Raw genomic sequence first — 22,581 nt, forward strand, 5'->3', positions numbered from 1 at the left:
TGAAGCCGATGCCCCGCAGCGAGTATGCCGAGCTGTTCGGCCCGACGACTGGCGACCGCATCCGGCTCGCCGACACCAATCTGTGGATCCGCATCGAGGAGGACCGCTCCGGAGGGCCGGGACGGGCGGGGGAGGAAGCGGTCTTCGGCGGCGGCAAGGTACTGCGCGAGTCCATGGGGCAGTCCCTGCTCAGCCGCAAGGACGGGGCGCCCGACGCCGTCATCACCGGCGTGGTGATCGTCGACCACTGGGGCATCGTCAAGGCCGATGTGGGCATCCGCGAAGGCCGGATCGTCGCACTGGGTAAGGCCGGCAACCCCGACATCATGGACGGAATCCATCCGGACCTCATCATCGGGCCCGAGACGGAGATCATCGCGGGCAACGGCAAAATCCTCACCGCGGGTGCCGTGGACACACATGTGCACTTCGTCGACCCGCAAGTCATCCCCGAGGCATTGGGTTCCGGAGTCACCACCCTCATCGGCGGCGGCGCCGGACCCGGCGAGGGCAGCAAGGCCACCACCGTTACCCCAGGGGCCTGGTACCTGGCCCGGATGTTCGAGGCGTTGGACGCCTACCCGGTCAATATCGGCCTGACCGGCAAGGGGAGCACGGTCAACAAGGAGTCGATGCGCGACCAACTGCGCGCCGGCGCCTTCGGATTCAAGATCCACGAGGACTGGGGGGCGACCCCCGCCGCCATCCGCGCCGCCCTGGAGGTGTGCCAGGAGAGCGGAGCGCAACTTGCCCTGCACGCCGACACCTTGAACGAGGCCGGTTACGTGGGCAGCACCCTCGACGCCATCGCCGGCCGGGGCATCCACGTGTACCACGCCGAGGGTGCGGGCGGCGGGCACGCCCCGGACATCATCACCGTGGCCGGCCACGCCAATGTGCTGCCCTCCTCCACCAACCCGAGCATTCCGTACACGTTCAACACCGAAGAAGAGCATTTCGACATGCTCATGGTCGCCCACCACCTCAACCCGAACGTCGACGAGGACGTGGCCTTCGCCATGTCGCGGATTCGGCCGACCACCATGCTCGCCGAAGACATCCTGCACGACCTCGGCGCGATCTCGATGACGTCCTCGGACGCCCAGGCGATGGGGCGCGCGGGCGAGACCATCCTGCGCACCTGGCAGCTCGCACACGTCATGAAGGAACGCATCGGCGCCGCGCCCCGCGACACCAGCTCCTGCGACAACCACCGGGTCCGCCGCTACGTCGCCAAGTACACCATCAACCCGGCGATCACCCACGGCGTCGGCGACGTCATCGGATCGGTGGAAGCGGGCAAACTCGCCGACCTGGTGCTGTGGGAGCCGAAATTCTTCGGCGTCAGGCCGCACCTGGTCATCAAGGGCGGGCAGATCGCGTACGCGCAGCTGGGCGACGCCAACGCCTCCATCCCCACCCCGCAGCCCGTGCTGCCTCGACCCGCCTACGGCGCGGTCGGCCGGGCGCCGGCATCGCTCTCGCTGAACTTCGTCACGCATTTCGCGCTGGGGAAGGGCGGCCTGGTGGACAAGATCGGCGTGGCCAAGCCGTTCCACAAGATCAAGGGCACCAGGCACCTCACCAAGGCCGACATGAAGGAGAACGACGCGACGCCGGAGATCGTCGTCAACTCTGACTCGTTCCAGGTCACCATTGACGGCAAGGATGTGCAGCAGATGTGCCCGGAGGACGAACTGAAGGTTCTTCCGCTCGCCCAGCGGTACTTCCTCGTCTGATGGCTGCTGCGAACACCGTCCCGAGAATTGTGGCGAACCTGCTGATGAGTCACCACCGCCACTGCCACCACCGCAGTCACCGTAGGGAATCGCGATGAGCCGCGCGGCACTGCTGGTCCTCGCTGACGGCCGGTTCCCCGCCGGAGGGCATGCGCACTCCGGGGGCGCCGAACCGGCCGTCACCGCAGGCCGAATCCGGGACACCCCCACCCTGGAGGCGTTCTGCCGGGGCCGGCTGCACACCGCGGGGCTGGTCGGCGCGGGCCTGGCCGCCGCGGCGGCATCCGGCTGCGACCCACTCCTGCTGGACGAGGCCGCCGACGCCCGAACCCCCGCCCCCGCCCTGCGGCTTGTGGCCCGCAGACTGGGCCGGCAGATGATGCGGGCCGCCCGCGCGACCTGGCCCTCGGCCGAGCTGGACGCGCTGGCCGCGGCCCGCCCGCGCGGCGCCCACCAGCCCATCGTCATGGGGCTTGCGGCCCGCTCGGCCGGGCTGGCGCCGCTGGATGCCGCCTACGCGGTGGCATACGAGAACGTCAGCGGCCCGGCCACCGCCGTCGTACGCCTGCTGAGCCTGGACCCCTTCGAGGCCACCGCCGTCCTGGCGCGCCTGACCGACGACATCGACCAGGTCGCCGCGCAGGCCGCACAGGCCGCCCAACGAGTCCCACTGGAGGGCCTCGACGCGCTGCCCGCCGCATCCGCGCCGCTGCTGGACATCACCGCCGAGCAGCACGCCGCCTGGCCGGTGCGCCTCTTCGCCTCCTGACCCCCCACCCGCACCACCACGAAACACCGGAGCCCCCATGCACCTCGACCACGCGCAGACCTTCCCCGAGCGCCACACCTACAGCGCCGCCGCCCCCACACGCCCCAACGGGAGGCGCCGGGCGCTGCGCATCGGCCTGGGCGGGCCGGTGGGCACCGGCAAGACCGCCACCGTCGCGGCACTGTGCCGGGCGCTGCGCGAGGAGCTGTCCATCGCAGTGGTCACCAACGACATCTACACCCGTGAGGACGCCGAGTTCCTGCTGCGGGAGGCGGTACTGCCCCCCGAGCGGATCAGCGCGGTGGAGACCGGCGCCTGCCCGCACACCGCCATCCGGGACGACATCTCCGCCAACCTGGAGGCGGTGGAGGACCTGGAGGACGGGGTCGGACCACTGGACCTGGTGCTGGTGGAGTCCGGCGGCGACAACCTGACCGCCACCTTCTCCAAGGGCCTGGTCGACTTCCAGATCTTCGTGATCGATGTGGCGGGCGGGGACGACATTCCGCGCAAGGGCGGCCCCGGCGTCACCAACGCCGACCTCCTGATCGTCAACAAGACCGACCTGGCCCCCTACGTCGGCGTCGACCTTGAAGGCATGGCCCGCGACGCGAAGGCACAGCGCGGCGAACTCCCCGTCGCCTTCACCACGTTGAAGACGGAGGACGGCATCCAGCCCGTCTCCGACTGGGTGCGCGCACGCCTGGCCGACTGGACCACGGACGCCGCATGACCCTCGCACCCGCCAAGCCCCCACACCACGCAGCGGAACCTGCCGCACCCACTCCAGGGGTTACCTCCGCCGCGCGGATCGTTGCCGTCCCCGACCCGCGCGGCGGCACGGCACTGCCCGTGCTCTACGGACGACGGGCCCTCATCCCCCGCCGACTCAACGCCACCGGCCACTACACCCGAGTCGCGCTCACCGGCGCGGTGAGCGCACCTCTCGGCGGCGACCGGCTCAGCCTCAACATCGAAGTCCGCACCGGCGCACGCCTGCACCTCGACACGATCGGCGCCACCCTCGCCCTGCCGGGCCCCTACGGCGGCACCGCCACCCATGACGTGCTGCTCCGCGTGGACGACGACGCCGAACTGCACTATCAGCCCGATCCCGTGATCTCCGTCGTAGGCAGCGACCTGGTGACCACCACCCGCGCCGAACTGGCCCCCAGGGCCCGACTGATCCTGCGAGAAGAACAGGTACTCGGCCGCACCAACGAACCCCCAGGACAGCTGCGCACCCGCCTGACCGTCCGCCTGGCCGAACAACCCCTGCTCGACCAAGAGCTCCATCTCGGCCCCGGAGCCCCCGGCTGGTCGGGCCCAGCCGTCCTCGCGAACTACCGCATGACCGGCCAAATCCTCATCGTCACCCCCGAATTCACCCACCACAAACCACCACCTCAGACCCTCTCCACCGACTCCGACCAGGGGGAAGCCGCCCTCACACCCCTCGCCGGCCCAGCCGTCCTCATCTCCGTGGCAGCAGCCGACAACCGCACCCTCCAACGCCTCCTGGAACGCGGCCACCAAGCGACCGGAGTCCCCGCTCAACCTGATCCTCAGCTGTAACGCCGTTGATGTAGGTGTGTGGTGAGAGTGCGACAGCTCGCATGACCGGCGTTTCGATCGGGCCACGGCTCGGCTGGAGTGGCTTGGGGCGATGAGGATCCAGGATGGGAAGCGGGCCACAGCCTGGCCTACGCCCGGCGGGAGAGTGAGGATGATCGGCGGCTCAACCGCGAGCTCCGACGGCTCCGCCCCGAACGGATCGACGTCACGATCGACCGAGTCCACCTCGTGAACCAGCGCAGGTCCCGGGCCGGGGCATCTACACGTGGGACGTCGTCGAGGAATTCTCGTTCGCCGGAGCCACCTGATCGGCTCCCGACGTACGGGAGTTCCGCTCGGCCACGTCTGCGGCGTACGCCATCCAGTCGCCGCCGCTGGCCTGCTGCCACTGGACGGCCACCGAGCGGTGCAGTCCCAGACCTTGGCGCGAGGTCCTGGTGTGCAGCACGAACAGGCTTCCTTGCAGGGGTAATCGGACATCGAGCCACTTGCGGCCCGGATGGTGCTTGCGACACTCAACGTTCGGCAGCAGCGGCTCGATCACCGCCCACAACTCGAATGTCCCATCCGCCGTACACACGCGAAGACCCCTCGGCACGCAGAGTGATCCAACCACTCAACTGGTCATTCCGTTAGGAGTTATAAGTAGCCCGGACGGGCCGGATCCTTCAGATGCGGACGGGAGGTTCCTGCGGGCCCAGCGGATACCACCACCACCAAGCGTCGCCCGAGAAGATCTGGTCGGGCCAGTACACGTCGAGGTCTACGGTTACGCCCGCCTTGATCGGCTCGACCGCCGATGCCCTATAAGGAGCGGGGCCTGACAGCACTACTGTCGTCGTCTGGGAGTTCCCGAGCTTGACTCCTGCCCTGGCAATCTGTCCAGCGGGAAGCGTACCGATATACAGCTCGACGCGGATGATCCCCGGGCCCTGCGTGCGGAAGCTGGGTGTCTTTTCGGTGTTCCCCGGCATCCTCGTATGAAGGAACACCCTGTCCTGGATCAGCCCTTCCAGTGGACCGCCGCGGAAGGTGGTGCGCCCGGAGATGTCGAGGTGGCCGACTTCCAAGTCGGGCCGCTCGACCATCACGACAGTGGTCAGCGTGTGCGTCAGCGTCTGGCCGCCGGCGGTCACCGTCGCCTGGAGCATGAAACCGGTCGGGGCGGTCAGCGGTTGGGGAGTGGTCCACTCGCGGACGTTCGAGACGTCCTGGGAGTTGCGGTCCCAGAACATCGTGTAGGCGGCGTCCGCGCTGCCGTCCCATTTCAGGACCGCTTTCTCGCCGTTGCAGACCATGACCTTGGTCGGGCGGAAGTTGCGGAACACGAACTCCGCCGGGAACTTCGTCACGCAGGCTTCGGTCGTCTTCGAGGTGAAGGACCCGTTGGTCGGGGAGGTTTCCTCGATGATCTCGATGTCCGCCTCGCCGACCGTTTTGTTCACCTCGATCTGCGAGACGACCAGGGTGACGGCGCTCCCGGTGACCTGCACCGGCCGTTGCGGCACGAACTCGAAGACCTGCCAGGTGCCGTCGGCGAAACCGGGACGTGCGGTCCAGCCGCTCGCGCCGACGATGGCCGAGGTGAGCTGCGCACGGTTCTCGGTGAGCGACGAGTCGCCCGCGCCGATCGGGATCCGGACTTTGACGCTCTTGCAGTAGGCCGGTCCCGAGTCCCCGAGTCCGACGGTGATGTCCAGCCGGCCGCACACCGGATCCTTGGCCGTGGACACTGTCAGGGGGTTGGGATCCGGCTCGATCGTGTAGCTCAGCAGCGAGTCGGCCAGCACCGTCATGCTCATGGAGAAGTCCTTTCAGTCCTCAGTCCCGGGGCTTCAGTTGCAGATATCCGGCGCGCGCCTCGGCGACCGGCTCACCCGGATATGCGTACGTGTCCGCCATCGCGATCGGGAACTCCAGCCACTCCGGCGCGTCCCCGGCCCGGTCCCGGGGCTCGGCCCAGGTCCAGTCGCCGTGCCACGCCGCCGGGTGCGGCATGACGATCGAGTCCTCTTCGAGCCCTGGCTCCCGTGCGGACGCCTCGTCTTCCGACATCGGCGGCCGGGCCACCGCCAGCAGCGGGTGCAGCCGGAACGATGCGCGGATCTGCGCCAGCGAGGCGTGGACGAAGTCCGCGTCCAAAGCGAGGCGGGCGACCGGCAGGATGTCGGTGGTGGCGTGCACGGCGGCGTGCGGGTCCATCAGGACGCTGAGGTGGTGCGTGACGGCCGCCTCGCCGGGGAGCGTGGCCGGCAGCGCCAGACCGCTGCCGTTGCCGATCGGTTGCAGATAGGGGTGCCGGTACTCGCGGGTGCGCTGCTCAGTGAACAGGGCCGTGTAGCCGACCGCGCCGTCCGGGCCGGAGTCCGAGGCGAAGTAGCCGATCAGGCCGTCGGTCAGCCGCGCGGCCGAGCCCAGCCGGACCGGCCAGCGGTAGCCGTCGCGGCCCGGGTAGTCCTCGCCGGAGGCGGTGTCCACCGAGGCAGTCCCGGTCACCACGCCGTCCGACGGCGGGATCGGTGCGGTGCTCCAGCCCGGGTCGGTCAGCGGCAGCCCCTGCAGGTCGATCGTCAGGTCGGCGGCGACCAGGGCCACCGGGCGGCCGATGAGCCGGGAAGGGACCGCGTCGTCCTGCGCCGACGGGTCCACGATGCCGTCCAGCGTGCCGTCGATCGTGTCCAGCAGGGCCGCGAACGCCAGGTGCGGCGAAGTCTGGCCGCGCAGCCCCGCGATGAAGCCGGCCAGGCGCGGGTAGGCGGCGGTGAACGCGGGCGACGCCGGGTCCGGGAAAGGCGAGTGCGGCAGCGGGTTCCATGCGATCGCCTGGGTGGTGTTCAGGACCCGCATCTCGCCCAGCGGCGAGCCGTCCGGTGCGTAGACCATCAGCGTCTCGTCCAGCCGGTTGACCAGCAGCCACCCGGCGACCGGCGTGGCAGGCGTCCCGGCATCGCGTGCCGTCGGGGCGGCGGGCGAGGCGGCGCCGTCCAGGGCGTGCACGGCGGCCAGCCGCACCCGCGCCGGCTGCAGCAGGCGCGGCGGCAGCTGGATGAACCGCTGCGCGCCGATCGGTTCCGGGTACAGCGGCTTGCCCGGGTCGGGCAGGACGCTGAGGGCGCGGAGGGGTGGGAAGCTTTCGTGGTATGCGCTGTTGGTGAGGTCCACGACCCGCCCGAAGCGGTCGATGATCCGCAGGTCGTAGAAGAAGAACTGCCCGGCGCGGACCGGCTGGAATGTGTCGTCGGCGGGATCTGTGTCGCTGTGACCGCTCGGTGCGGGGCACCAGGCCGCGTCGCCGAGCAGCGGTTCCAGAGCGGACGGGACCGGGGCCCGGGACCGCAGCGGCCGGGCCGCGCCGCTCTGCGTCACCAGCCAGTCGTGGAATCCGTCAAGGGTCTGCGACAGCATGTCCAGGTCCGCTACGTCTTCGCGGAGTTGGCGCACGCCCATTCCCTCGGCGTCCGGATACGTCTCCAGGTACCGGTCCAACTGCCGCTCCACCACGTAGCGCACGGTCGGTGTCAGGAAGGACCGGCCCCGGAAGATCCGGCGCAGTGACGACGAGGCGTCCTCGGCGGTCGATCCGGATCCCTTCCACGTGTACGTGTTCCCATCGAACTCCCAGTGCTCGGTGCTCCCGGTCCGGAACGGTGTGGGTACATACCGCACGTCCCACTGGAGATACATCGGCAGCCAGGGCTGCTTCCAATACGCCGTGTACTGCGCCAGGCTCCCGGTGACGTTGAGGTCGGGATGGGCGATCGCGTTGTGCAGCGCGGTCGGACCGGGGGCGGCGGCCGGCGTCCAGGCTGCCTTGTCCAGCAGCGCGAACTCCGCGAGCAGCGATCCGACCGGCAGCGGGAACCCGTCCAGCCGTGGCGCCGGGGGGTTCGGCGGTACGTTCTCGAACGAGCCGCCGATCTTGAGCGACCGCAGCAGGTCCCCGGCCGGCCGCACCGGAAGGGGCGTGTAACGCGCCAGCGGCTCGGAGACGTTGGCGCCCTCGATGACGACGACCGGGTCGGCCGGCGTGTAGTAGTTCTCTGACGTCTCGCGCCGGAGCGCCATCCCCTCCGGAACGTCGACGTCCGGCCGGGCGACGAAATCCGCGATCGCCGCTTCCAGCTCCTCAGGCGTGTCGCCGCACGGCAGGCCCGCCGCGAGCGCCGCCACTCTCTCGTACTGCGCCTTGGTGAGCTTGGCGATGGACGGCTTGCCGTTCGGGCTCGCCGCCGGGTCGAGCTGCGCGTCGGCGGCCGCGTCGAAACCCGGCGCGTGCGCACCCTCGCGTGGCGCCCGGTTCCGGAGGAACCACAGCGTCCAGGTCCGCCATTGCAGGCTCCGAAGCTTCGGCAGCTCGGCGTCGTGGGCGGCCTGCTGATCGTTGAGCCGTACCAACCACTGCGGATCGGTTGCCCGCGCGGTGCGGCGTGCGGCGGCGCTGCCCTCGGTGTCGTCGCCGAAGCCCTCACCGCGCCGCTCCACCAGCCGCCACGCGTAGCCGGCCTCGTGCCCGGCGAACCAGCTGCTGCGCAGCGCCTCGTCCAGCTCGTCGTCCCCGCCGGGAGCGTCGAAGGTGTCGATGGTGCCGTGATAGAGGGCTGACAGCAGATCCCCGTTCTCGGCCGAGCGGGTCTGGTGCGCGGTCAGTGCGGCGGCGGCATCGCCGACGCTGTGCCCGACCGCGACCTTGAGGGGGGCGTTGACAGGATCGGGCTTGTCCGAGGGCGGCTGGTAGTTCCGCTGCTTCCAGGTGACGCCCAGCGCGGTGCCGACATACAGCGTGTTGCGGAGCGTGCCTGGAACGGTGCCGGGGAGAGCCCACCCGAGCGCTTCCAGTACGGCCGCGGGATCGGTGCGGTCCGGCGGCAGCAGGCCAGGGATGTCGAGCGCCTGCGCCAGGATGTCGGCGGGTTGCTCGGAGTACCAGCCGACAGCCAGGTAGGACAGCCGGTTGTCCGGCGGATAGGTGTCGATCACGCCGTCTTTGAGGTCTTCGAGGTCGTCGTGGAAGGAGAAGACGCCCTCGTGGTAAGGCTCGTAGGCGGCGAAGGCCGGCATCCCGGGCCCGACCGCGGTCAGGAACGGCTCGCGCCGCCCCGGATCGCTCCACGGCTCGTCCGTGACGTCGGTGACCAGGCTGAGGAACGTGGTCTCCGTCGACTCCGGGTCCCGGAACCGCGGCGCCTTCAGCTTGGCCCAGTCGTCCCGGTCCGGGTAATCGCTCTCGAGGTAGTCGCTGTGCACGAGCCAGCCCTTGGCGTGCACCGTGTTCCGGTTCGCCGGCGTCGGCCGCCCCTTGGGATCGAAGTACCGCACGATCAGCCACCGGTTCGGCACCAGCGGGAACGTGGTCACCTCGGTCTTCTCGTCGTAGTGCCCGGCCGCGAGCGCTTCGGGGAACTGCCACTGCAGGCGCACCCCGAACGGCACCTGCTCCTCGGCGCCCTGCCCGGCAGGCGATTCCGGCGGTGTGCCTTCCTCCAGCATCAGCTCGTAGTCCGTGCGCCAGCGGGAGAACGGCCCGCCGGCGGAGTTCACCATGTCGTTGGACACCAGGGCGTGGAGCCGGATCGGGACGATCAGGTCGGTCGTGTCGCCCGGTTCCGTGCCCGCGGCGGGTTCGATGGCGTCGGTCATCTCAGTGGTCTCCTTCACGAGCCCTGGCCGGGCACCAGTTGCTGCTCCAGCGGCGCGTTGACGAGTTGCACGGCGAGCTGTGCCGGATGCAGATCGGACAGCGAGTGCGCCTGCGCGAGCGGCTTGATCAAGCCGTCGTTTCCTTCGAGCCGGAGGACGTCGGCGACGCCGCCCTCCTGCGGCGGGCGGAGGTATTTGGAGAACACCGTGTCCGAGCCGGTGGGGAAGTACCGGCCGGGCAACGTGGCGCCCAGCGGGGGGTCCTGGCCGGCCCTGAGCTGTCGCAGCCCGATCACCTCGCGTTTGGCGGAGTCGGTGTCGACGCCGAAGTGGATGCCCTCGCTCGGTTCGCGGATGAGCACGTGGTCAGGGACGTCGTCGAACAGGCACAGCAGGATGTCCGAGGCCACCAGCTCGCGCCGGATCTCCGTCAGCTCCCGCGCCCCCTTCTTGCCGACGACGACCAAGTCCGGCCACGCCGGCACCAGGTCCGAGCGCATCAGCAGCCCGGCAGCCGGATAACCCGTCCGGTCCCCGGACCGTGTCGCGGCCCGCAGCGACAGGTCGCAGTGCTGGTCGAGGGAGGTGTGCACGGCCACATCCCGAGCCCCGGCCAGCAGCGCGTCGATCCACACCGGGTCGACGCGGAACAGGCGCAGCGACTCCTCGGGCAGCATCCGGAAGTCCGGCACCAGATACGAGAACGGCACCGATCGCAGGGTCCTGAGCTCGGTGAGCCGGTCGGCCAGCGTGCCGGCCCGGTGGCTCGCGACCGACAGCAGCGTCGCGGCCCGGGCGTCGTCACCGAGCGCGGCGCGGGCGTCGGCGCGGCTCAGCCGGTCGAGCCGGACGGGCTTGGGCACCGCCTCCTCCGGAAGCTGCGGCGCACCGAGAGCGTCGACCAGCATCCGGCCGCCGCGGTTCGCGGCCAGCCGGGCCAGGGCGCTGAGGCCGAACCGGGTCCCGTCGGCCGACGAGACGCCGACGGCGGAGCGCACCGGGTCGTTCGCCACGGCCATCATCCGCACCGCCGTGTTCGCCAGCTCCCGCCGGGCCCGCGTCATCTCCTTCCCGTAGGACGGGTCGGCCAGCCCCACGGTCCGGCCGAGCGTCCACGCGGCGGCATAGGAGACGTCGAAGACGCCGTACGTACGGTCATAGGCGAGGGCGAAGTCGGCGGTGGTGTGCGGGTTTGAGGTGTCCAACGCCGGGATCTCCTGCGCGGTCAACGGCGTGAGGGGCCCGCGGTACCAGGCATAGGTGTGCTCGCCGGTGATCGGCCGGTGTGGCACCGGCGCGTACCCGAGACGCAGCCGCTCCAGCGCGTACGCCTCCTCCGCGCTCGGCAAGCGGGGAGCCTTCGCCGGACGCGGCATCCGCAGTGCCAGGTTCTCCGGATCCCTGTTGCCCGGCGCCACCAGGTTCGCCAGGATCCCGGCCGCGTCGAACGCCGCCGTTGGGTCGTTGCGGAACGACCACGACCACAGTGACACCAGCCGTACATGGTCTACCCCCGACGGCAGCGTCCCGCCCAGGTGCTGGTCGAAACCCTCCAACGACACCAGATGTACCGCGTAGTCGCCTTCGCCGCGCGGGAACCGGTTGGCGGTGACCACGCTGAACGTTCCCTTGATCAGGATCTCGCCGTCCGCCAGCAGCTTCGGCTCGTCGACGTCGCGGACGTGCGCCAGGTAGTAGAGCTCTTGCTCCCGCGGCAGGACGGCCGTGAACACCGACGCCGGGACGTCGATGGTCCGGCAGTTGCCCGCCAGCGCGGGCTCGTCGAGACCGGTCAGCGCCGGACCGAGCACCGTCTCGTCGTCGCCCGCAAGCAGCTCGGCCACCGTCCGCTCCGTCGTCAGGGCCAGGCCCTCGGGGTCGTCGGGCAGCTCCCCGGCCCGGAACAGCATCAACGCCAGCCACGGCGCGCGCCGCTCCGCCCGTGACCACTTCGGCTCCCGCTCCCATGGCAGGTACTCGCGGGTCAGGGTGATGTGCGGCAGCACGAGCCGGAAGTCGCCGTCCGCACCGCGCGCCGGATAGACCGCCTGCACGGTTGCGCCATCGAGCATGAACTGCGGCGCGCGGATCTCGAACTGTTCGCCGGCACGGGGGAGCGGATCGCTGCCGTCGACCGGTGTCGTGCCCTCCTTGAGGGCGTGTTCGACCTCGATCGTGTACGTCCCGGCGGTCGCGGCCGGGCTCATGTGGTCGATGAACTTGACGTCCAGCAGCTCTTGTGAGGCGCGGGTGCCGGCGGTGAACGGTCGGGTGGCCACGGTGTCAGCTCGCCATCGTCGTCGGGAGCACCAGCGGTGCGTCGGTCAGGGTGTTCTGCGCGCGGGAGGCGTACTGATCGAGCGCGCCGTCGGGCTGCGCGTAACCCCAGCGCTCCAGCGCGTCGTGGACGGCCGTTCGCTTGTCCTTCACGCCGCTCGCGGTCAGGGTGTCGGCGATCAGACGCGGGCTGGTCGGGTCGGCTGCGGGGACCGGCCCGCTGGCGGCCGCGTCGCGCAGCGGCATCTGGCCTTCCGGCAGCGCCTCCACGCCGAGCGCCTCGGTGCTGATCGGCCCGACCTCGTCCCCGACCGAGGGATCGGGGATTTCGATGCGCAGGCCGACGAGGTGGCCGGGGATCAGTCCCTCCGCCAAGTCCGGCTCACCCGGCGCGCCCCACAGCGCGCTCGGCACGTCGCGCGTGATCTGGGTGATCGTCCAGCCGTACCGCTGACAGGCGAACTCGCTGCCGTTGCGTTTGATGGTGACCCGGTGCTCGGAGGTCAGGTCCCGCTTCGCCATCGGGCGGATGTCGACGGCTTTGCCGCCGTCACCGAACGGGACGTCGTTGACGTAGGTTTCCGACGCGGGCAGCGCCGAGATGGTCTCCACGATGAACCCGGCGGCGGTGATGGCGGTCGGCGCGTGCGCGAGGGTGCGGGCCGCGAGCTCGGCGGGGTCGATGTCCGGCAGCAGGCCGGCGAGCGGGGTGATGGCCAGCGGATCGGGCAGCTGCTGGCGGAACTCCCGCCAGTCCTGCGTCGGCAGCGGCGGCCGGGAGGCACCGAACCCGAAGCTGAAGCCGATGAACCAGACCTTGACGCTGACCCGGCCGCCCAGCGGCGGGGTCCACAGGTCGATGCCCACGCCGACCTCGATGGAGACCCGCACCTTCACGAACCAGACCTTGATCGTGAAGGCGACACCGATACGGACGCCGATGCTCACTTCCAGGTAGAAGGGGTTCCACTGGATCAGGGCGTCGACATACGCGGTGAACCAGGCGGACAGCAGGCCCTTCTCGTAGCGGGCCTCCAGGCGGCCGCCGGCCATGATCGCATTCGGGGTGAGCGCGGTGTACATCTGAGAACTGACACGGATGGTGTTGTCGGGTGACCAGATGAAGCCCATGCGCGCCGGGCGCGGATAGTGCGCGGGGACGTTGTAGGAGGGGTGGTACCCGCCGGCGGTGATGGCGAAATCGCCCGGGCTCGGACCGCCGGTCCAGAGGTAGACGGCGATGCCGCCGGTCAGACGCGCGGACTCGTGGAAGATGAACGAGCCGTCGGCGACGGCCACATCCATCGACAACAGGCCCTTGCGGTCCTCGTAGCCGAGCCGCAGGTCGATGTTGAGCCGGGCCTGGACCTTGCGGCCGGGCTCGGCGTTCTTGGGGAACGTCACCGTGGTGCGGCCCAGCAGCATCACGGCCAGCTCGTTGCCGAACTTGACCACGGCCAGGGCGCGGGACTGGATGAACTTGAACGAGGTGAACTGGACGCCGACCGCGCCCCAGTAGCTGCCGGCCACCGGCCGCACCCACGCATCCGGGCCCATCAACAGCTCGAGGATCTCCTGCGGCGACGGCGACCCGGAGCCGGTCAGGCGACGGACGAGCGGGAACTCGCCGACCTCGTCGATGGCCGGCAACCGCACGTCGCTGTTGACGCCGAAGCCGCCGGACAGCCCGGTGACGGTGAACGCCGGCGGTCCGAACAGGGCCACGTCGCCGACACCGCCGGCCTCTCCGAACAGGAAGACCGAGGACCAGCCGTCGCGACTGCGGGCGTAGGTGCCCAGCGCGGTCATGGCGAAGAACTTCGCCTCGACCGCGACCGACCCGCCGAGCAGCACGGAAAAGCCGGGGGCGGGGCGGTTCTCGAACGCGCCGGCGATGCTGAGCGGCGGCTTGTCCATGCGCAGGGCCGCGCCGGACAGCACCGGCTGGGCAGTTGGGGCGGCGAGGTCGGCGTCGACGGCGATGCCCAGTCCCAGCAAGGTGAACTCGACCGGGCCGACCTGGAGGGTCGCGTCGAAGGCGAGGAAGACACGCTGGTCGGTGTAGCCGAGGGCGATCCGGTTGAGGCGGAGCGGGCCGATGGCGAGGTCGAGGTCGCGGCCGGCGTCGACGGATCGAGTCCGTCGGGCGGGGAGGTTGGCGCCGCCCCGGCGGTTCCAGATCTCCAGGACAAGGGGCGGCTGCTCGTCCCCGCCGACGGTATAGGCGAGGGTGAGGCAGAGTCCTGCGAGGGGGGCTTGTTCGGGGAAGGCGGGCATGGCGGCGGTGACGGCGCCGTCCGGGGCAGCCGGGACCGGGGCTCTCAGGTCGGTCGGGAGCACCGCCGTGCCGACCCGCCCGTATGCTGCCGCGCCGAACTCCTCCACTTCCGCCAGCAGTTCGTTCGCCGCTACGGCGGCTGCTTCGTCCCAGCTCGCTGACGTGAGTGCGAATCCGACGCCTTCCATCGCCACGTCGCGGTCCGCCGGGATCAGGTCCCCGACCATCGGCAGCTGCGTGGCCGCGGCGCGGAGCCCCACTCGGGCCGCCGCGCCGAACGCCCGGTCCACAGCCGCAAAGGCCCACGACGTGTATCCGGCCACCGCCGCGAGTGCCGTTCGCTTGGCACCCGGCTCGTACCACAGCGTCAGGGAGTCCAGCCGGGGCAGCAGCGCGGCCGGGGTGTCGGCCGGGCCGCCGAGCCCCAGTGCCGACAGCAAGTCGAGGCCGTCGACCGGCTCATTGCCGGCGTCCCACTTCGCCGCCAGCCACTTACCGGCCTCGCCCCGCGCCGCCTGCACGACGAACCTCATCGGCCGGGTCGGCAGCGTCAGCTCCAGCGTCCCGGAGATGGCCGTGTCGCCGCCGCTTGCGGCGATCCGCAGCTCCAGTGCCGCACTCTTCTCACCAAGGACGACGGTGCTGTGCACCACCATGGTGACGTTCGCCTGGTCGTCGAACTCGACGAGCAATTCTTCGATGGTCAGGTCCGCGACGAACGCCGGTGGCGTGATCCCCAGTGCGGCGAACACGTCCGCGGGCCGGATGCCGGCGCCCTGAGCCCGGAACGACCAGCCGGCGCTCGTCCAGGTTCCGGTGACGTCCAGTGTTCCCGTATCGCCGATCCGCCACTGCGCGCTCACCTCGCCCGCGGCCTGGTCGCCGAAGGTCGAGACGGTCAGCGTCACGCCGGTCAGCTCGATCCGGTCGCCGCCGATGCGCCAGGCGTTCTGCAGCGTGGCGGAAAAGCTGTAGCCACGGGCCGGCGGCGGGTTCAGGTCGCCCTCGACATTCAGCGCACTGACCATCGGGTCGTCGGGGACACTCATCCCCGGCGGCAGCGAGCCGGTCAGCGAGGCCAGCGGGAAAGGCTCGGTGAGCGTCCCGCTCAGAGTCTTGTCCGGATAGGCGACGTGCACGTCCACGAGCACGTCGGCACCCAGTCGCACCCTCCCGCCGACACCGACCAGCAGCTTCGGCGACGCGCTGAGCGGGTTCTCGACCTGGAACTCCGCGGCCAGGGCCTCGATCTTCAGCGCGCCGGGGATTGCGTCCCACTCGGTGTCGAGCGAGACCGTCATGCTTGCTTCCAGCCAGTCGAAGTCCACGGCTTGCGAGCGTGCGTCCTGCGCGGCCTGCCGCGGCACGAACTTGATCGCCAGCCCGGTCAGGGCGAGTGCGACGGCGCTGGGTACGTCCGGCGGCAGCTGGAAGTCACCGGGGCGCAGGTTCGCGAAGTCCAGCAGGTCATCCAGGCTGTCCAGCGACACGTCCGGGAACGTGCCGGTGACGGACCACTGCTGGCCCGAGCCCAGCGGCGCGTAGCCCCACACGTAGGGCTTCGGCTCGGCCTCGGAGTTCGGGAAGTTCAGGTCCGCCCCGAACCCGAGCCGGCCCTGCACTCCGCCGTCGGCCTTCGGCTCGGCCCCGAACACCACATGCAGTGGGCCGAGCCCGATGCGCTCCAGGGCGGCCGGGATCCCCTTCACCTCGTCCGGCAGTCCCTCGCCCTCGGGCAGCCGAATGTCCACCCGTACTCCCACTACGTACTCCCACGCCTCGTCTGGCAGGAAGAACACTGTGGCTGCGGAGGTGACCTGCGAGGCCAGCCGGATCGAGCCGACCATGGACAGCCGGTCCACATCCGCGGCGACGTCGCTGACAAGGTCGATCACACCGTCCGGGAGGAAGCGCCGGAAGAGGTCGAGGATGTCAGGAATGCCCAGGTCGACCGGCCCGATCTGGAACGAGCCCTCGCCCTGGGCGATCTCCAGGGCTTTGCGAAGAGCGCTGACGGAAAGTGGCATAACCGCATCGAGCTCCTACCCATGGCGGATAGCGGGGATCATCATGGAGTGACAGTGCGTTATTGCAGGGTAACCCTCTGGCGTCGGAACCTATCGTTGCTCATGCGATGAGGGAAGGGTGCCTATCCCCGCAATGACCGTGGCGGACGCAGCTTGCTCATGGGCTCTGCGAGGAGGCGTACGAGCGTCCCGGTGGCCGGAAACCCTCCCGCCCTCTGTCCGCCGTGACGGACTCCCTGGCCGCATCGACTCACCGGCCCCGCGCCGCCCGACGAGACGAGGAGCGCCAACAGCCGTGCCTGGCTACAAGCCGAAGGTCAAGGGCTTCTGACCTCGACGCGCCGCACACTCCTGGCAGGGGCGCCCGGCAACTTCATCGAGTGGTGCGACTTCGGTGCGTATATGTCGGCCGGATCGCGCTGCTGCGATCTCGCTCTGCGCTTCGGTAGTGTCCTCGGCACGTTCTCCCCGTTTCGTACGCTGCTGAACCGGAGGCTTGTATGGCTAATATGACGTGTTTCAGGGGTGAGAAGGAGAATCGCTGGGGATCGGCCGCACTCCGGCTGAACGACGGTCTGACTGTGCGAAAGCCCTGGATCGGGGGCATGCTCCCCGATATCAATGCACAGCAGGTATGGGCGAGGCTCATGCAGGACATCAAGCAGCAGGCCAATGACGACGTCAACGCCTACGCGCAATACCTGAGGGCAACGGGACGGGATTTCGCGCTCGCGACGGCCCGGATCTTCGACGGGTCGTTCGAGGACGACTTCAACTACGAGATGGCAATTCCCTCCGCGCGGACCTTCCTGTGGGAGAAGAAGAGCGGAGTCTGGACGGTCGGCAGCGAGGTTCCCTGGGTGGAGAGCACCAAGGACATCACGAACCACTACATCGTGCTTAATGCCGCCACCCCGGCCGCGTCGACAGTGCTCGGCTTCGGGCACAAAACGGGAACGTTTGAAGTTACGTTCCTCACCGACGTGCGGACGAGCTGGCTGGAAAAGGTGAACAAGGCACCCGTGTCCGAGGTGAGGGTCAAACCCAAAAAGGACTTCACCGCAGAAGAACGCATCCTCATGCGGGACTTGGTGCGCCCGCCCGGGAAGTTCTAGCCTCGAGCTTTCGTGACGGTCTGCCGAGGGAGTCGGCAGACCGTTTCACGTTCTGCGGTGATGCGTTGCGGTTATGTTCGTGACGAGGATGCGGGAACGACGTTAGAGGCCCCAGTTGACAACGGCTGGGGCGGAACAGTGATCGCTGCTCCCGACCGGGGGCTGTGGGCGTGTGCCAGGACATTCCCGTCACTCAGGGGACACGCGGCTCCAGGATGCGAGGATGTCTACTCCTTCTCTGAGCACGTCACGGACGTCCTTCACCAGCTGAATGCCGTCGCCCTGAGCCAGGCCCTCGAAGCGCACCCCGCACACGGTGCGTACTCGGTGCACCGCACCGTCGGAATCGGTGGCGCCAACTCCCTCCGAAACCACAGGTGTTTGGACCCCTGCAGGGTTGCTACTGTGGTGCCATCACTGGCATCGAGTCTCGACCCTGAACGCTGTCGAGGTCTGGGTCACCGCGTGCCACATGACCCCCGGGAGTCGGCCTGTTTCCCGGCGTAGCGCCGCCGATGCTGACTTTGTGCTGACTTGCTGACCTCGAAATGCCCTCTGACCTGCAACGATGCCTTGCCGTGTCTCTTCGGCTTCCATTGGCACCAGGTTGGTGGCGGTGTTGGGTTGGCCAGCATCTTTGCAGCTCAGAGGTGGTACAGGTCGGATTGGTGCATGTGCATGTGCATGTGCATGTGCATGCATGTGCATGTGTCGCCACCTGTCACTACCTCTGGCAGGGTGCATGCTGACTCAACGCCGACTTTCCTGACGTGCCGTCAGGTGTGGAGAGCGCCACTGGCCGAGGGCCCCGCCCGTGCCGGTCAACGGCTCACCTCCGCCTGCGCAGAGAGTACGCCACGCTGTGCTGTCGTACACCGTCAGGAGCGGATCACCTCCGCCCGTGAGGAGGGCACCACCCCCGGGCGTATCGCTCGATGCCAGAACGCGGTTCACCGTCCACAACCTCCCCGGACAGGACACCTAGTAGCCGCTGGACGGCGAGCAGCGTAGTGCGGTGCTGGATGTGAGGTCACCAAAGGGCGGATTGATCCGCGGCTCTCTAAGCCTGACGCTCTGTCATCGCTCAGGCGGAGGTGAGCCGGCCCCCTGCAACTCCTGCCTTCGTACCAACTGCACCACGCTGCCTCCCAGTTCGAATGGGTCTGGTGCGACCCTACTCAGGCCAGCGTGCGCCTCAGAAGGAATCCGCCCTGCGGCAGATGGACCGCGACGCAATGGGCAGCCGCGGCACATGAGAATGCCGGTATCCGCGTCGGACTCAGGCCGTGCGCGATACATGGCGGACGTACACCAGCCCCTCTTGAAGCCACTCGCGGGGGTTCCGTCGGCTTTCAGGGCCGGATCGACCGACAGGAGACGCCGGCCCGGCGTCAGGCCGCACCGATGCAGTATGATCATGATGAAGCTTCGGCCCGCAGGCCGCAGCCCCGCGTCTGTGGTCCAAGGAAGGACGTCCACCAGCCGGTGGGAGATGCAGGTGCAAGGCCTGCCGGGCGCTCTGCCAGAGGGGCCCTTCCTCGTACGGGAAGGGCCCCTTTTTTCAATGGCGGCCCGCTCTCTGGGGGTACCAGTCGTCAGGCAGCCTCCGTGTCCCGTCAAACTGATGCGGGCCATGGATCACGGACCGAACCGTATGCCTTATCGCCAGGAGCGAGGGCTGTACCAGCGGATCTTGTGCGGAGGCAGCCGCCGGGCGAAGAATTCGGCGAGCTCGGCCTGCTGAGCATCGTCGAGAGCCCGTTTCGGGATGAAGCTGGACGCCCCGCTGATCTGCCGCACGAACCAGAATCCGGAGCGCTCCCAGGCCTCGCGGTACGCATCCCAGCCGATCTCTGCCTTACTGACTGCGGTTCGCAGAGCGAACGTCTCCTCGGTGACACGCACCGTCCACGGCTCAGCGAACAGCGCTGCGGATCTGCGAGGCGCGAGGCGGACGACCACCTCCAGGAACACTGGCAAACCCAGACCGACGCAGAAGGGCGTCATCGCCGGACGGTCCGACAGCAGGCTGATCAGACCAACCACAACCATCAGCGCGCAGATGATCAACATCCCGCGAATGGTCGGTGATTTCCGTATCACTCCGCGGTACTCGCGGGTGGTCAGGTGAAACGTGGCGGAGATGTCCATGGGGTGAGGAGCTTCCTTCGGGGCCAGTCGGAATTCGCGCCAGAGTACCGGAGGCACTGCCAGCCGCCGTTGGCTCGATGGGCCGTGCTGAGCTACTGCACGCGGCAAATCGGATGGTGCCCCCTCCTGCGGCACCCTGGTTCACACAAAAGCCAAAGATCATTACGGGACAGCCCTGAGCGGGCGCACGACGGCGGCTACGGCGCCGTGCCCCCGTCTCAGGCCATCAGGGATGGCGGGACGGCCCTTGCGGTCGGTGCAAGGGCGGCGGGAGTCAGGTGCCCCCGCCGCCGATGAAGGGGCCGTTCCCTTGCGCGCAGGGTTACTCCCCGCGCATCCAGTCGGGAGATTTCACGCCCCAGAACTCGTTGAGTTCCAGGCAGAAAGACCGAGATTCCCGGCCCAGTTCTCCCCAGATCAAATGAAGATCAAACCCTCTGTCCCAAGCCATCAACAGCGGTTCGAGGAAACCGGTTCCCACTGCGGTGCGGTCCTCGTGACCTTTGGTAGCCATGATGCGTTCCAGGACGCCGAGGACTCTCCTGCGCTCCTCCGCGGGCATCGTGGGAACGTTTCTACGGAACGCGCCGGCGAGCAGGGGCGGTCCGTTCCTGGAGAACTTCGACGGCCGACGGGGCGACCTCATCGGCATCATCGGCGGTTACAAGACCGGCGGCCCCTACGATCACACCAGCTACACCTCTCAATTCGACGAGGACGTCTTCCGGCTCTACCGGCAGGCCGTCACGGGCATGCCGTCGGATCCGGGCCCGGGCAAGACCGGGGCGTCCATGGGCTCCGCCGACACCTGGACTCATGCCAGGGCCATGACGACCGGCCGCTTCCATACCGCCTCTGTGCGCGACGATGTCAGTGACCTGATCGTGCGCTGGTCCGACGGCGAGCTCCCTCTACCCGGGTAACGGCGCGTACGGGTTCGGCAAGGACATCCAGCTCGTCAAGGACAAGGCATGGCAGCAGGCCGCGGTCATCACCGCCGGCGACTTCACCGGTGACGCGAACTACGACCTCCTGGTCCGCTGGACGGACGGCAGGCTGACCCTCTACAAGGACGTCAACGAAAGCACCAAGCTGACGCACAAGGTGGAGCTCAAGGGCCCCAACGACACCTGGACCCATGCGAGCACGATGAACGCCGGACGCTTCGGCGGCGGTAACACGCGCAGCGACGACCTCATGGTCACCTGGACCGACGGTGAAGTGACGCTCTACACCAACGTCGACGCCAAGGGCCTGCACGCCGAGAAGCAGCTCGTCAAACCACCCGACACCACCTGGCCGCACGCCCGCGACATCGCAGCCGGCGACTTCCGCACTGGAACGGGGGACCAGGACCTATTCGTCCGCTGGCGGAAACCACTGCCGCGACCGAGCCATTCGGAACACGAGGACGCCCAGGGGGCGAGGAAGGCACCTTGGCGTCGAACTGCCTTTCCCCCGGAGGGAAATTGAGTTCGGGCGAGATCACCCTGACGGGTGGCGTGGGGGGCCGTCGGGGGATCGGGTCGTGAGGCCGATCAGCAGGTGCTCTCGTCTCGCCTGCCTCGGCGACGCCGGCTTCATGCGCGGCGGCGTACGAGCGGTGTGGTGGTCACTCCGGCGGCGGCCCGTGCGTGGGCCGCCGCCGGCCCGTGCCCCCGGTGCAGCTCGGGGCCGGGCAGCCGCAGCGTTGCCTGGTCCACGGCGAGCCATGCGGCCACCGGACGGCGGGTGGCCGTATGGCTGCCGAGGGGGCGGTGACGGTGTTACGGGCGTCCGGGATCGTGGTCCTTGCAGACCTGAAGGTCGCTGTCAGAGCTGCAACCGATCAGGTCGCTGTTCTTGCCGTCGGTCCCCTCCTTGGCCGGGACCGTGGCGGTGCCGACGCCCGTCCACGAGTTCCCCACGTCGTTGGTCATCGTCCAGGTGCCGGTCACCTTCTTCGTCAGCTGGGCGCGCAGGAACCAGCCGTACTGATTGGGCTTGATGTGTATGGTGGCGGATCCGCCCTGCGTGTTGTCCGTCCGCCAGCTGTTCGACCAGTTCCCCTGGATCGCGACGTCGACGTTCAACTTCACCGGCCCGTCGCTCGCACCGAGGGTCACGCCTGTTGTGGTGGTGACGGATCCGCCCGCGGTGTAGGTGTGGCCCGTGGTCTGACTCCAATTCGTCATCTTGTCCATGGTTTCGCTGGTTCCGTTCACTATCCGCCCGCCGTCGGCTGTCACGTTCTGGAAGTCACCGAGGGTCGCCGTCGTGCTGTCGTCCACCTTGTACTCGGCCCTCGGGACGACGCCTGACTTGGCGTCGAACTGCTTCAGGGCGTACTTGACGGCCATCGTGCGCAGCTCGCGCACGGGTGCGGCGATGCGCCAGTTCTGCGCCGCGTTGTTGCTCTTGCAGGCGCGGACTGCGACCGTGGCCGAAGAGGTCACGGCCCCGGGGACCATGCACTTGTCATCGCCGACGTGGCGGATCAGAAACCTCTCTGCGTCCTCCGGCGCGTCGCTCACCGGCTGTACATACCACTTCTGCGCGGCGGCATCAGCGCAGTCCGACTCGGTGAGGTCACCGGCGTAGGCAGCGGTGGCCACATCGACGCACTTGCTGGACACGCCGTTGATCAGGCGGAAGGTTCCGTCGTCATGGGGATCGATCGTGAATTGCTGAGGCGGCGACGAGGTGACGAGGTCATAGACCGTCCCGTCGGCGTGCTCGTAGGCCCGGTTGAGCCACAAGCTGCTGTCACGCTGTGAAATGTGGGCAGAGAGCTGACTGATGAGGCCGTCGGTGTCCGCGTGCGCGGCCGGCGTGTTGTGCGGCGCCAACACGAGTGCCAGCGCCGCAACGGGGACGGTCAGCATCGCGGCGGTCCTCCGCGATGACGGTCTCCGGGGGATCATCTCAACGGTCATGGTGGCCGTTCCTCTTTCCGTAAGTGCTCCGGGGCCTGGTCAGCTGACCCCGAGCGGTGCCTGTGGCACGGTCTCCAGGCCGAAGACCCCGCCCTGAC

At 68.9% G+C, this 22,581-nt stretch carries 16 protein-coding genes; 7 read left to right on the forward strand and 9 right to left on the reverse strand.

Features of this window, described 5'->3' with window-relative positions; translation table 11 throughout:
- Positions 1-8 precede the first annotated feature (8 nt).
- The 4 genes from ABR737_RS35600 (at position 9) to ABR737_RS35615 (ending at position 4,083) form a co-directional block, all read left to right on the forward strand.
- Positions 9-1,739 carry an urease subunit alpha gene (locus ABR737_RS35600; RefSeq protein ID WP_350255201.1) on the forward strand — a complete coding sequence of 577 codons (1,731 nt, stop codon included), beginning with the start codon at positions 9-11 and terminating at the stop codon, positions 1,737-1,739.
- 94 nt (positions 1,740-1,833) lie between these two features.
- The gene (locus ABR737_RS35605; RefSeq protein WP_350255202.1) at positions 1,834-2,508 is read left to right on the forward strand and encodes an urease accessory protein UreF; all 675 of its coding nucleotides are present in this window, start codon (positions 1,834-1,836) and stop codon (positions 2,506-2,508) included.
- A 37-nt stretch (positions 2,509-2,545) separates the two neighbouring features.
- A complete protein-coding gene (gene ureG, locus ABR737_RS35610; protein WP_350255203.1) occupies positions 2,546-3,241 on the forward strand; it encodes an urease accessory protein UreG in 696 nt (231 codons plus the stop codon).
- Positions 3,238-4,083, forward strand: a complete 846-nt coding sequence (locus ABR737_RS35615) for an urease accessory protein UreD (RefSeq protein ID WP_350255204.1) — start codon at positions 3,238-3,240, stop codon at positions 4,081-4,083. Before ureG ends, ABR737_RS35615 begins: the two co-directional genes overlap by 4 nt.
- 259 nt (positions 4,084-4,342) lie before the next feature.
- On the opposite strand, the gene ABR737_RS35620 is transcribed toward ABR737_RS35615, so the two are convergent.
- The 5 genes from ABR737_RS35620 to ABR737_RS35640 all read right to left on the reverse strand — a co-directional run bounded on the left by ABR737_RS35620 (position 4,343) and on the right by ABR737_RS35640 (position 16,302).
- Positions 4,343-4,531 carry a hypothetical protein gene (locus ABR737_RS35620; RefSeq protein ID WP_350257168.1) on the reverse strand — a complete coding sequence of 63 codons (189 nt, stop codon included), beginning with the start codon at positions 4,529-4,531 and terminating at the stop codon, positions 4,343-4,345.
- Positions 4,532-4,751: 220 nt separating this feature from the next.
- The gene (locus ABR737_RS35625; RefSeq protein WP_350255205.1) at positions 4,752-5,885 is read right to left on the reverse strand and encodes a hypothetical protein; all 1,134 of its coding nucleotides are present in this window, start codon (positions 5,883-5,885) and stop codon (positions 4,752-4,754) included.
- 19 nt (positions 5,886-5,904) lie between these two features.
- The gene (locus ABR737_RS35630) at positions 5,905-9,720 is read right to left on the reverse strand and encodes a hypothetical protein (protein WP_350255207.1); all 3,816 of its coding nucleotides are present in this window, start codon (positions 9,718-9,720) and stop codon (positions 5,905-5,907) included.
- A gap of 14 nt (positions 9,721-9,734) precedes the next feature.
- Positions 9,735-11,999 carry a hypothetical protein gene (locus ABR737_RS35635; RefSeq protein ID WP_350255208.1) on the reverse strand — a complete coding sequence of 755 codons (2,265 nt, stop codon included), beginning with the start codon at positions 11,997-11,999 and terminating at the stop codon, positions 9,735-9,737.
- Between the two features lie 4 nt (positions 12,000-12,003).
- A complete protein-coding gene (locus ABR737_RS35640; RefSeq protein WP_350255209.1) occupies positions 12,004-16,302 on the reverse strand; it encodes a DUF6603 domain-containing protein in 4,299 nt (1,432 codons plus the stop codon).
- 500 nt (positions 16,303-16,802) lie between these two features.
- On the opposite strand from ABR737_RS35640, the gene ABR737_RS35645 reads away from it, so the two are divergent.
- Positions 16,803-17,417 carry a hypothetical protein gene (locus ABR737_RS35645; protein ID WP_350255210.1) on the forward strand — a complete coding sequence of 205 codons (615 nt, stop codon included), beginning with the start codon at positions 16,803-16,805 and terminating at the stop codon, positions 17,415-17,417.
- 1,659 nt (positions 17,418-19,076) lie between these two features.
- On the opposite strand, the gene ABR737_RS35650 is transcribed toward ABR737_RS35645, so the two are convergent.
- Positions 19,077-19,568, reverse strand: coding sequence for a YcxB family protein (locus tag ABR737_RS35650; protein WP_350255211.1), 492 nt, complete (start codon positions 19,566-19,568; stop codon positions 19,077-19,079).
- 322 nt (positions 19,569-19,890) lie between these two features.
- The gene (locus ABR737_RS35655) at positions 19,891-20,082 is read right to left on the reverse strand and encodes a hypothetical protein (protein WP_350255212.1); all 192 of its coding nucleotides are present in this window, start codon (positions 20,080-20,082) and stop codon (positions 19,891-19,893) included.
- Between ABR737_RS35655 and ABR737_RS35660 the strand changes: the two genes are divergently transcribed.
- Together ABR737_RS35660 and ABR737_RS35665 are read left to right on the forward strand one after the other, a co-directional pair.
- Positions 20,081-20,491: a hypothetical protein gene (locus tag ABR737_RS35660; RefSeq protein WP_350255213.1), complete on the forward strand. Its 411-nt coding sequence runs from the start codon at positions 20,081-20,083 to the stop codon at positions 20,489-20,491. The two genes, ABR737_RS35655 and ABR737_RS35660, sit on opposite strands and share 2 nt — an antisense overlap.
- 181 nt (positions 20,492-20,672) lie before the next feature.
- Positions 20,673-21,041 (forward strand): hypothetical protein, encoded by a 369-nt coding sequence (locus ABR737_RS35665; protein WP_350255215.1) that lies wholly within the window; start codon positions 20,673-20,675, stop codon positions 21,039-21,041.
- 107 nt (positions 21,042-21,148) lie between these two features.
- Here ABR737_RS35665 and ABR737_RS35670 read toward each other — a convergent pair whose 3' ends face one another.
- Together ABR737_RS35670 and ABR737_RS35675 are read right to left on the reverse strand one after the other, a co-directional pair.
- A complete protein-coding gene (locus ABR737_RS35670; protein WP_350255216.1) occupies positions 21,149-21,289 on the reverse strand; it encodes a hypothetical protein in 141 nt (46 codons plus the stop codon).
- Between the two features lie 45 nt (positions 21,290-21,334).
- A complete protein-coding gene (locus tag ABR737_RS35675; RefSeq protein WP_350255218.1) occupies positions 21,335-22,483 on the reverse strand; it encodes an RICIN domain-containing protein in 1,149 nt (382 codons plus the stop codon).
- Between the last annotated feature and the right edge of the window lie 98 nt (positions 22,484-22,581).

Source organism: Streptomyces sp. Edi2 (genome assembly GCF_040253635.1).
In the GTDB taxonomy this organism is placed as follows: domain Bacteria; phylum Actinomycetota; class Actinomycetes; order Streptomycetales; family Streptomycetaceae; genus Streptomyces.

Excerpts from the sequence above, each read along its gene's own strand:
- ABR737_RS35600 (WP_350255201.1), top strand. The coding sequence starts at position 9 with ATGCCCCGCAGCGAGTATGCCGAGCTGTTCGGCCCGACGACTGGCGAC.
- ABR737_RS35605 (WP_350255202.1), top strand. The coding sequence starts at position 1,834 with ATGAGCCGCGCGGCACTGCTGGTCCTCGCTGACGGCCGGTTCCCCGCC.
- ureG (WP_350255203.1), top strand. The coding sequence starts at position 2,546 with ATGCACCTCGACCACGCGCAGACCTTCCCCGAGCGCCACACCTACAGC.
- ABR737_RS35615 (WP_350255204.1), top strand. The coding sequence starts at position 3,238 with ATGACCCTCGCACCCGCCAAGCCCCCACACCACGCAGCGGAACCTGCC.
- ABR737_RS35625 (WP_350255205.1), bottom strand. The coding sequence starts at position 5,885 with ATGAGCATGACGGTGCTGGCCGACTCGCTGCTGAGCTACACGATCGAG.
- ABR737_RS35630 (WP_350255207.1), bottom strand. The coding sequence starts at position 9,720 with ATGACCGACGCCATCGAACCCGCCGCGGGCACGGAACCGGGCGACACG.
- ABR737_RS35640 (WP_350255209.1), bottom strand. The coding sequence starts at position 16,302 with ATGCCACTTTCCGTCAGCGCTCTTCGCAAAGCCCTGGAGATCGCCCAG.
- ABR737_RS35645 (WP_350255210.1), top strand. The coding sequence starts at position 16,803 with ATGGCTAATATGACGTGTTTCAGGGGTGAGAAGGAGAATCGCTGGGGA.
- ABR737_RS35650 (WP_350255211.1), bottom strand. The coding sequence starts at position 19,568 with ATGGACATCTCCGCCACGTTTCACCTGACCACCCGCGAGTACCGCGGA.
- ABR737_RS35660 (WP_350255213.1), top strand. The coding sequence starts at position 20,081 with ATGATGCGTTCCAGGACGCCGAGGACTCTCCTGCGCTCCTCCGCGGGC.
- ABR737_RS35655 (WP_350255212.1), bottom strand. The coding sequence starts at position 20,082 with ATGGCTACCAAAGGTCACGAGGACCGCACCGCAGTGGGAACCGGTTTC.
- ABR737_RS35675 (WP_350255218.1), bottom strand. The coding sequence starts at position 22,483 with ATGACCGTTGAGATGATCCCCCGGAGACCGTCATCGCGGAGGACCGCC.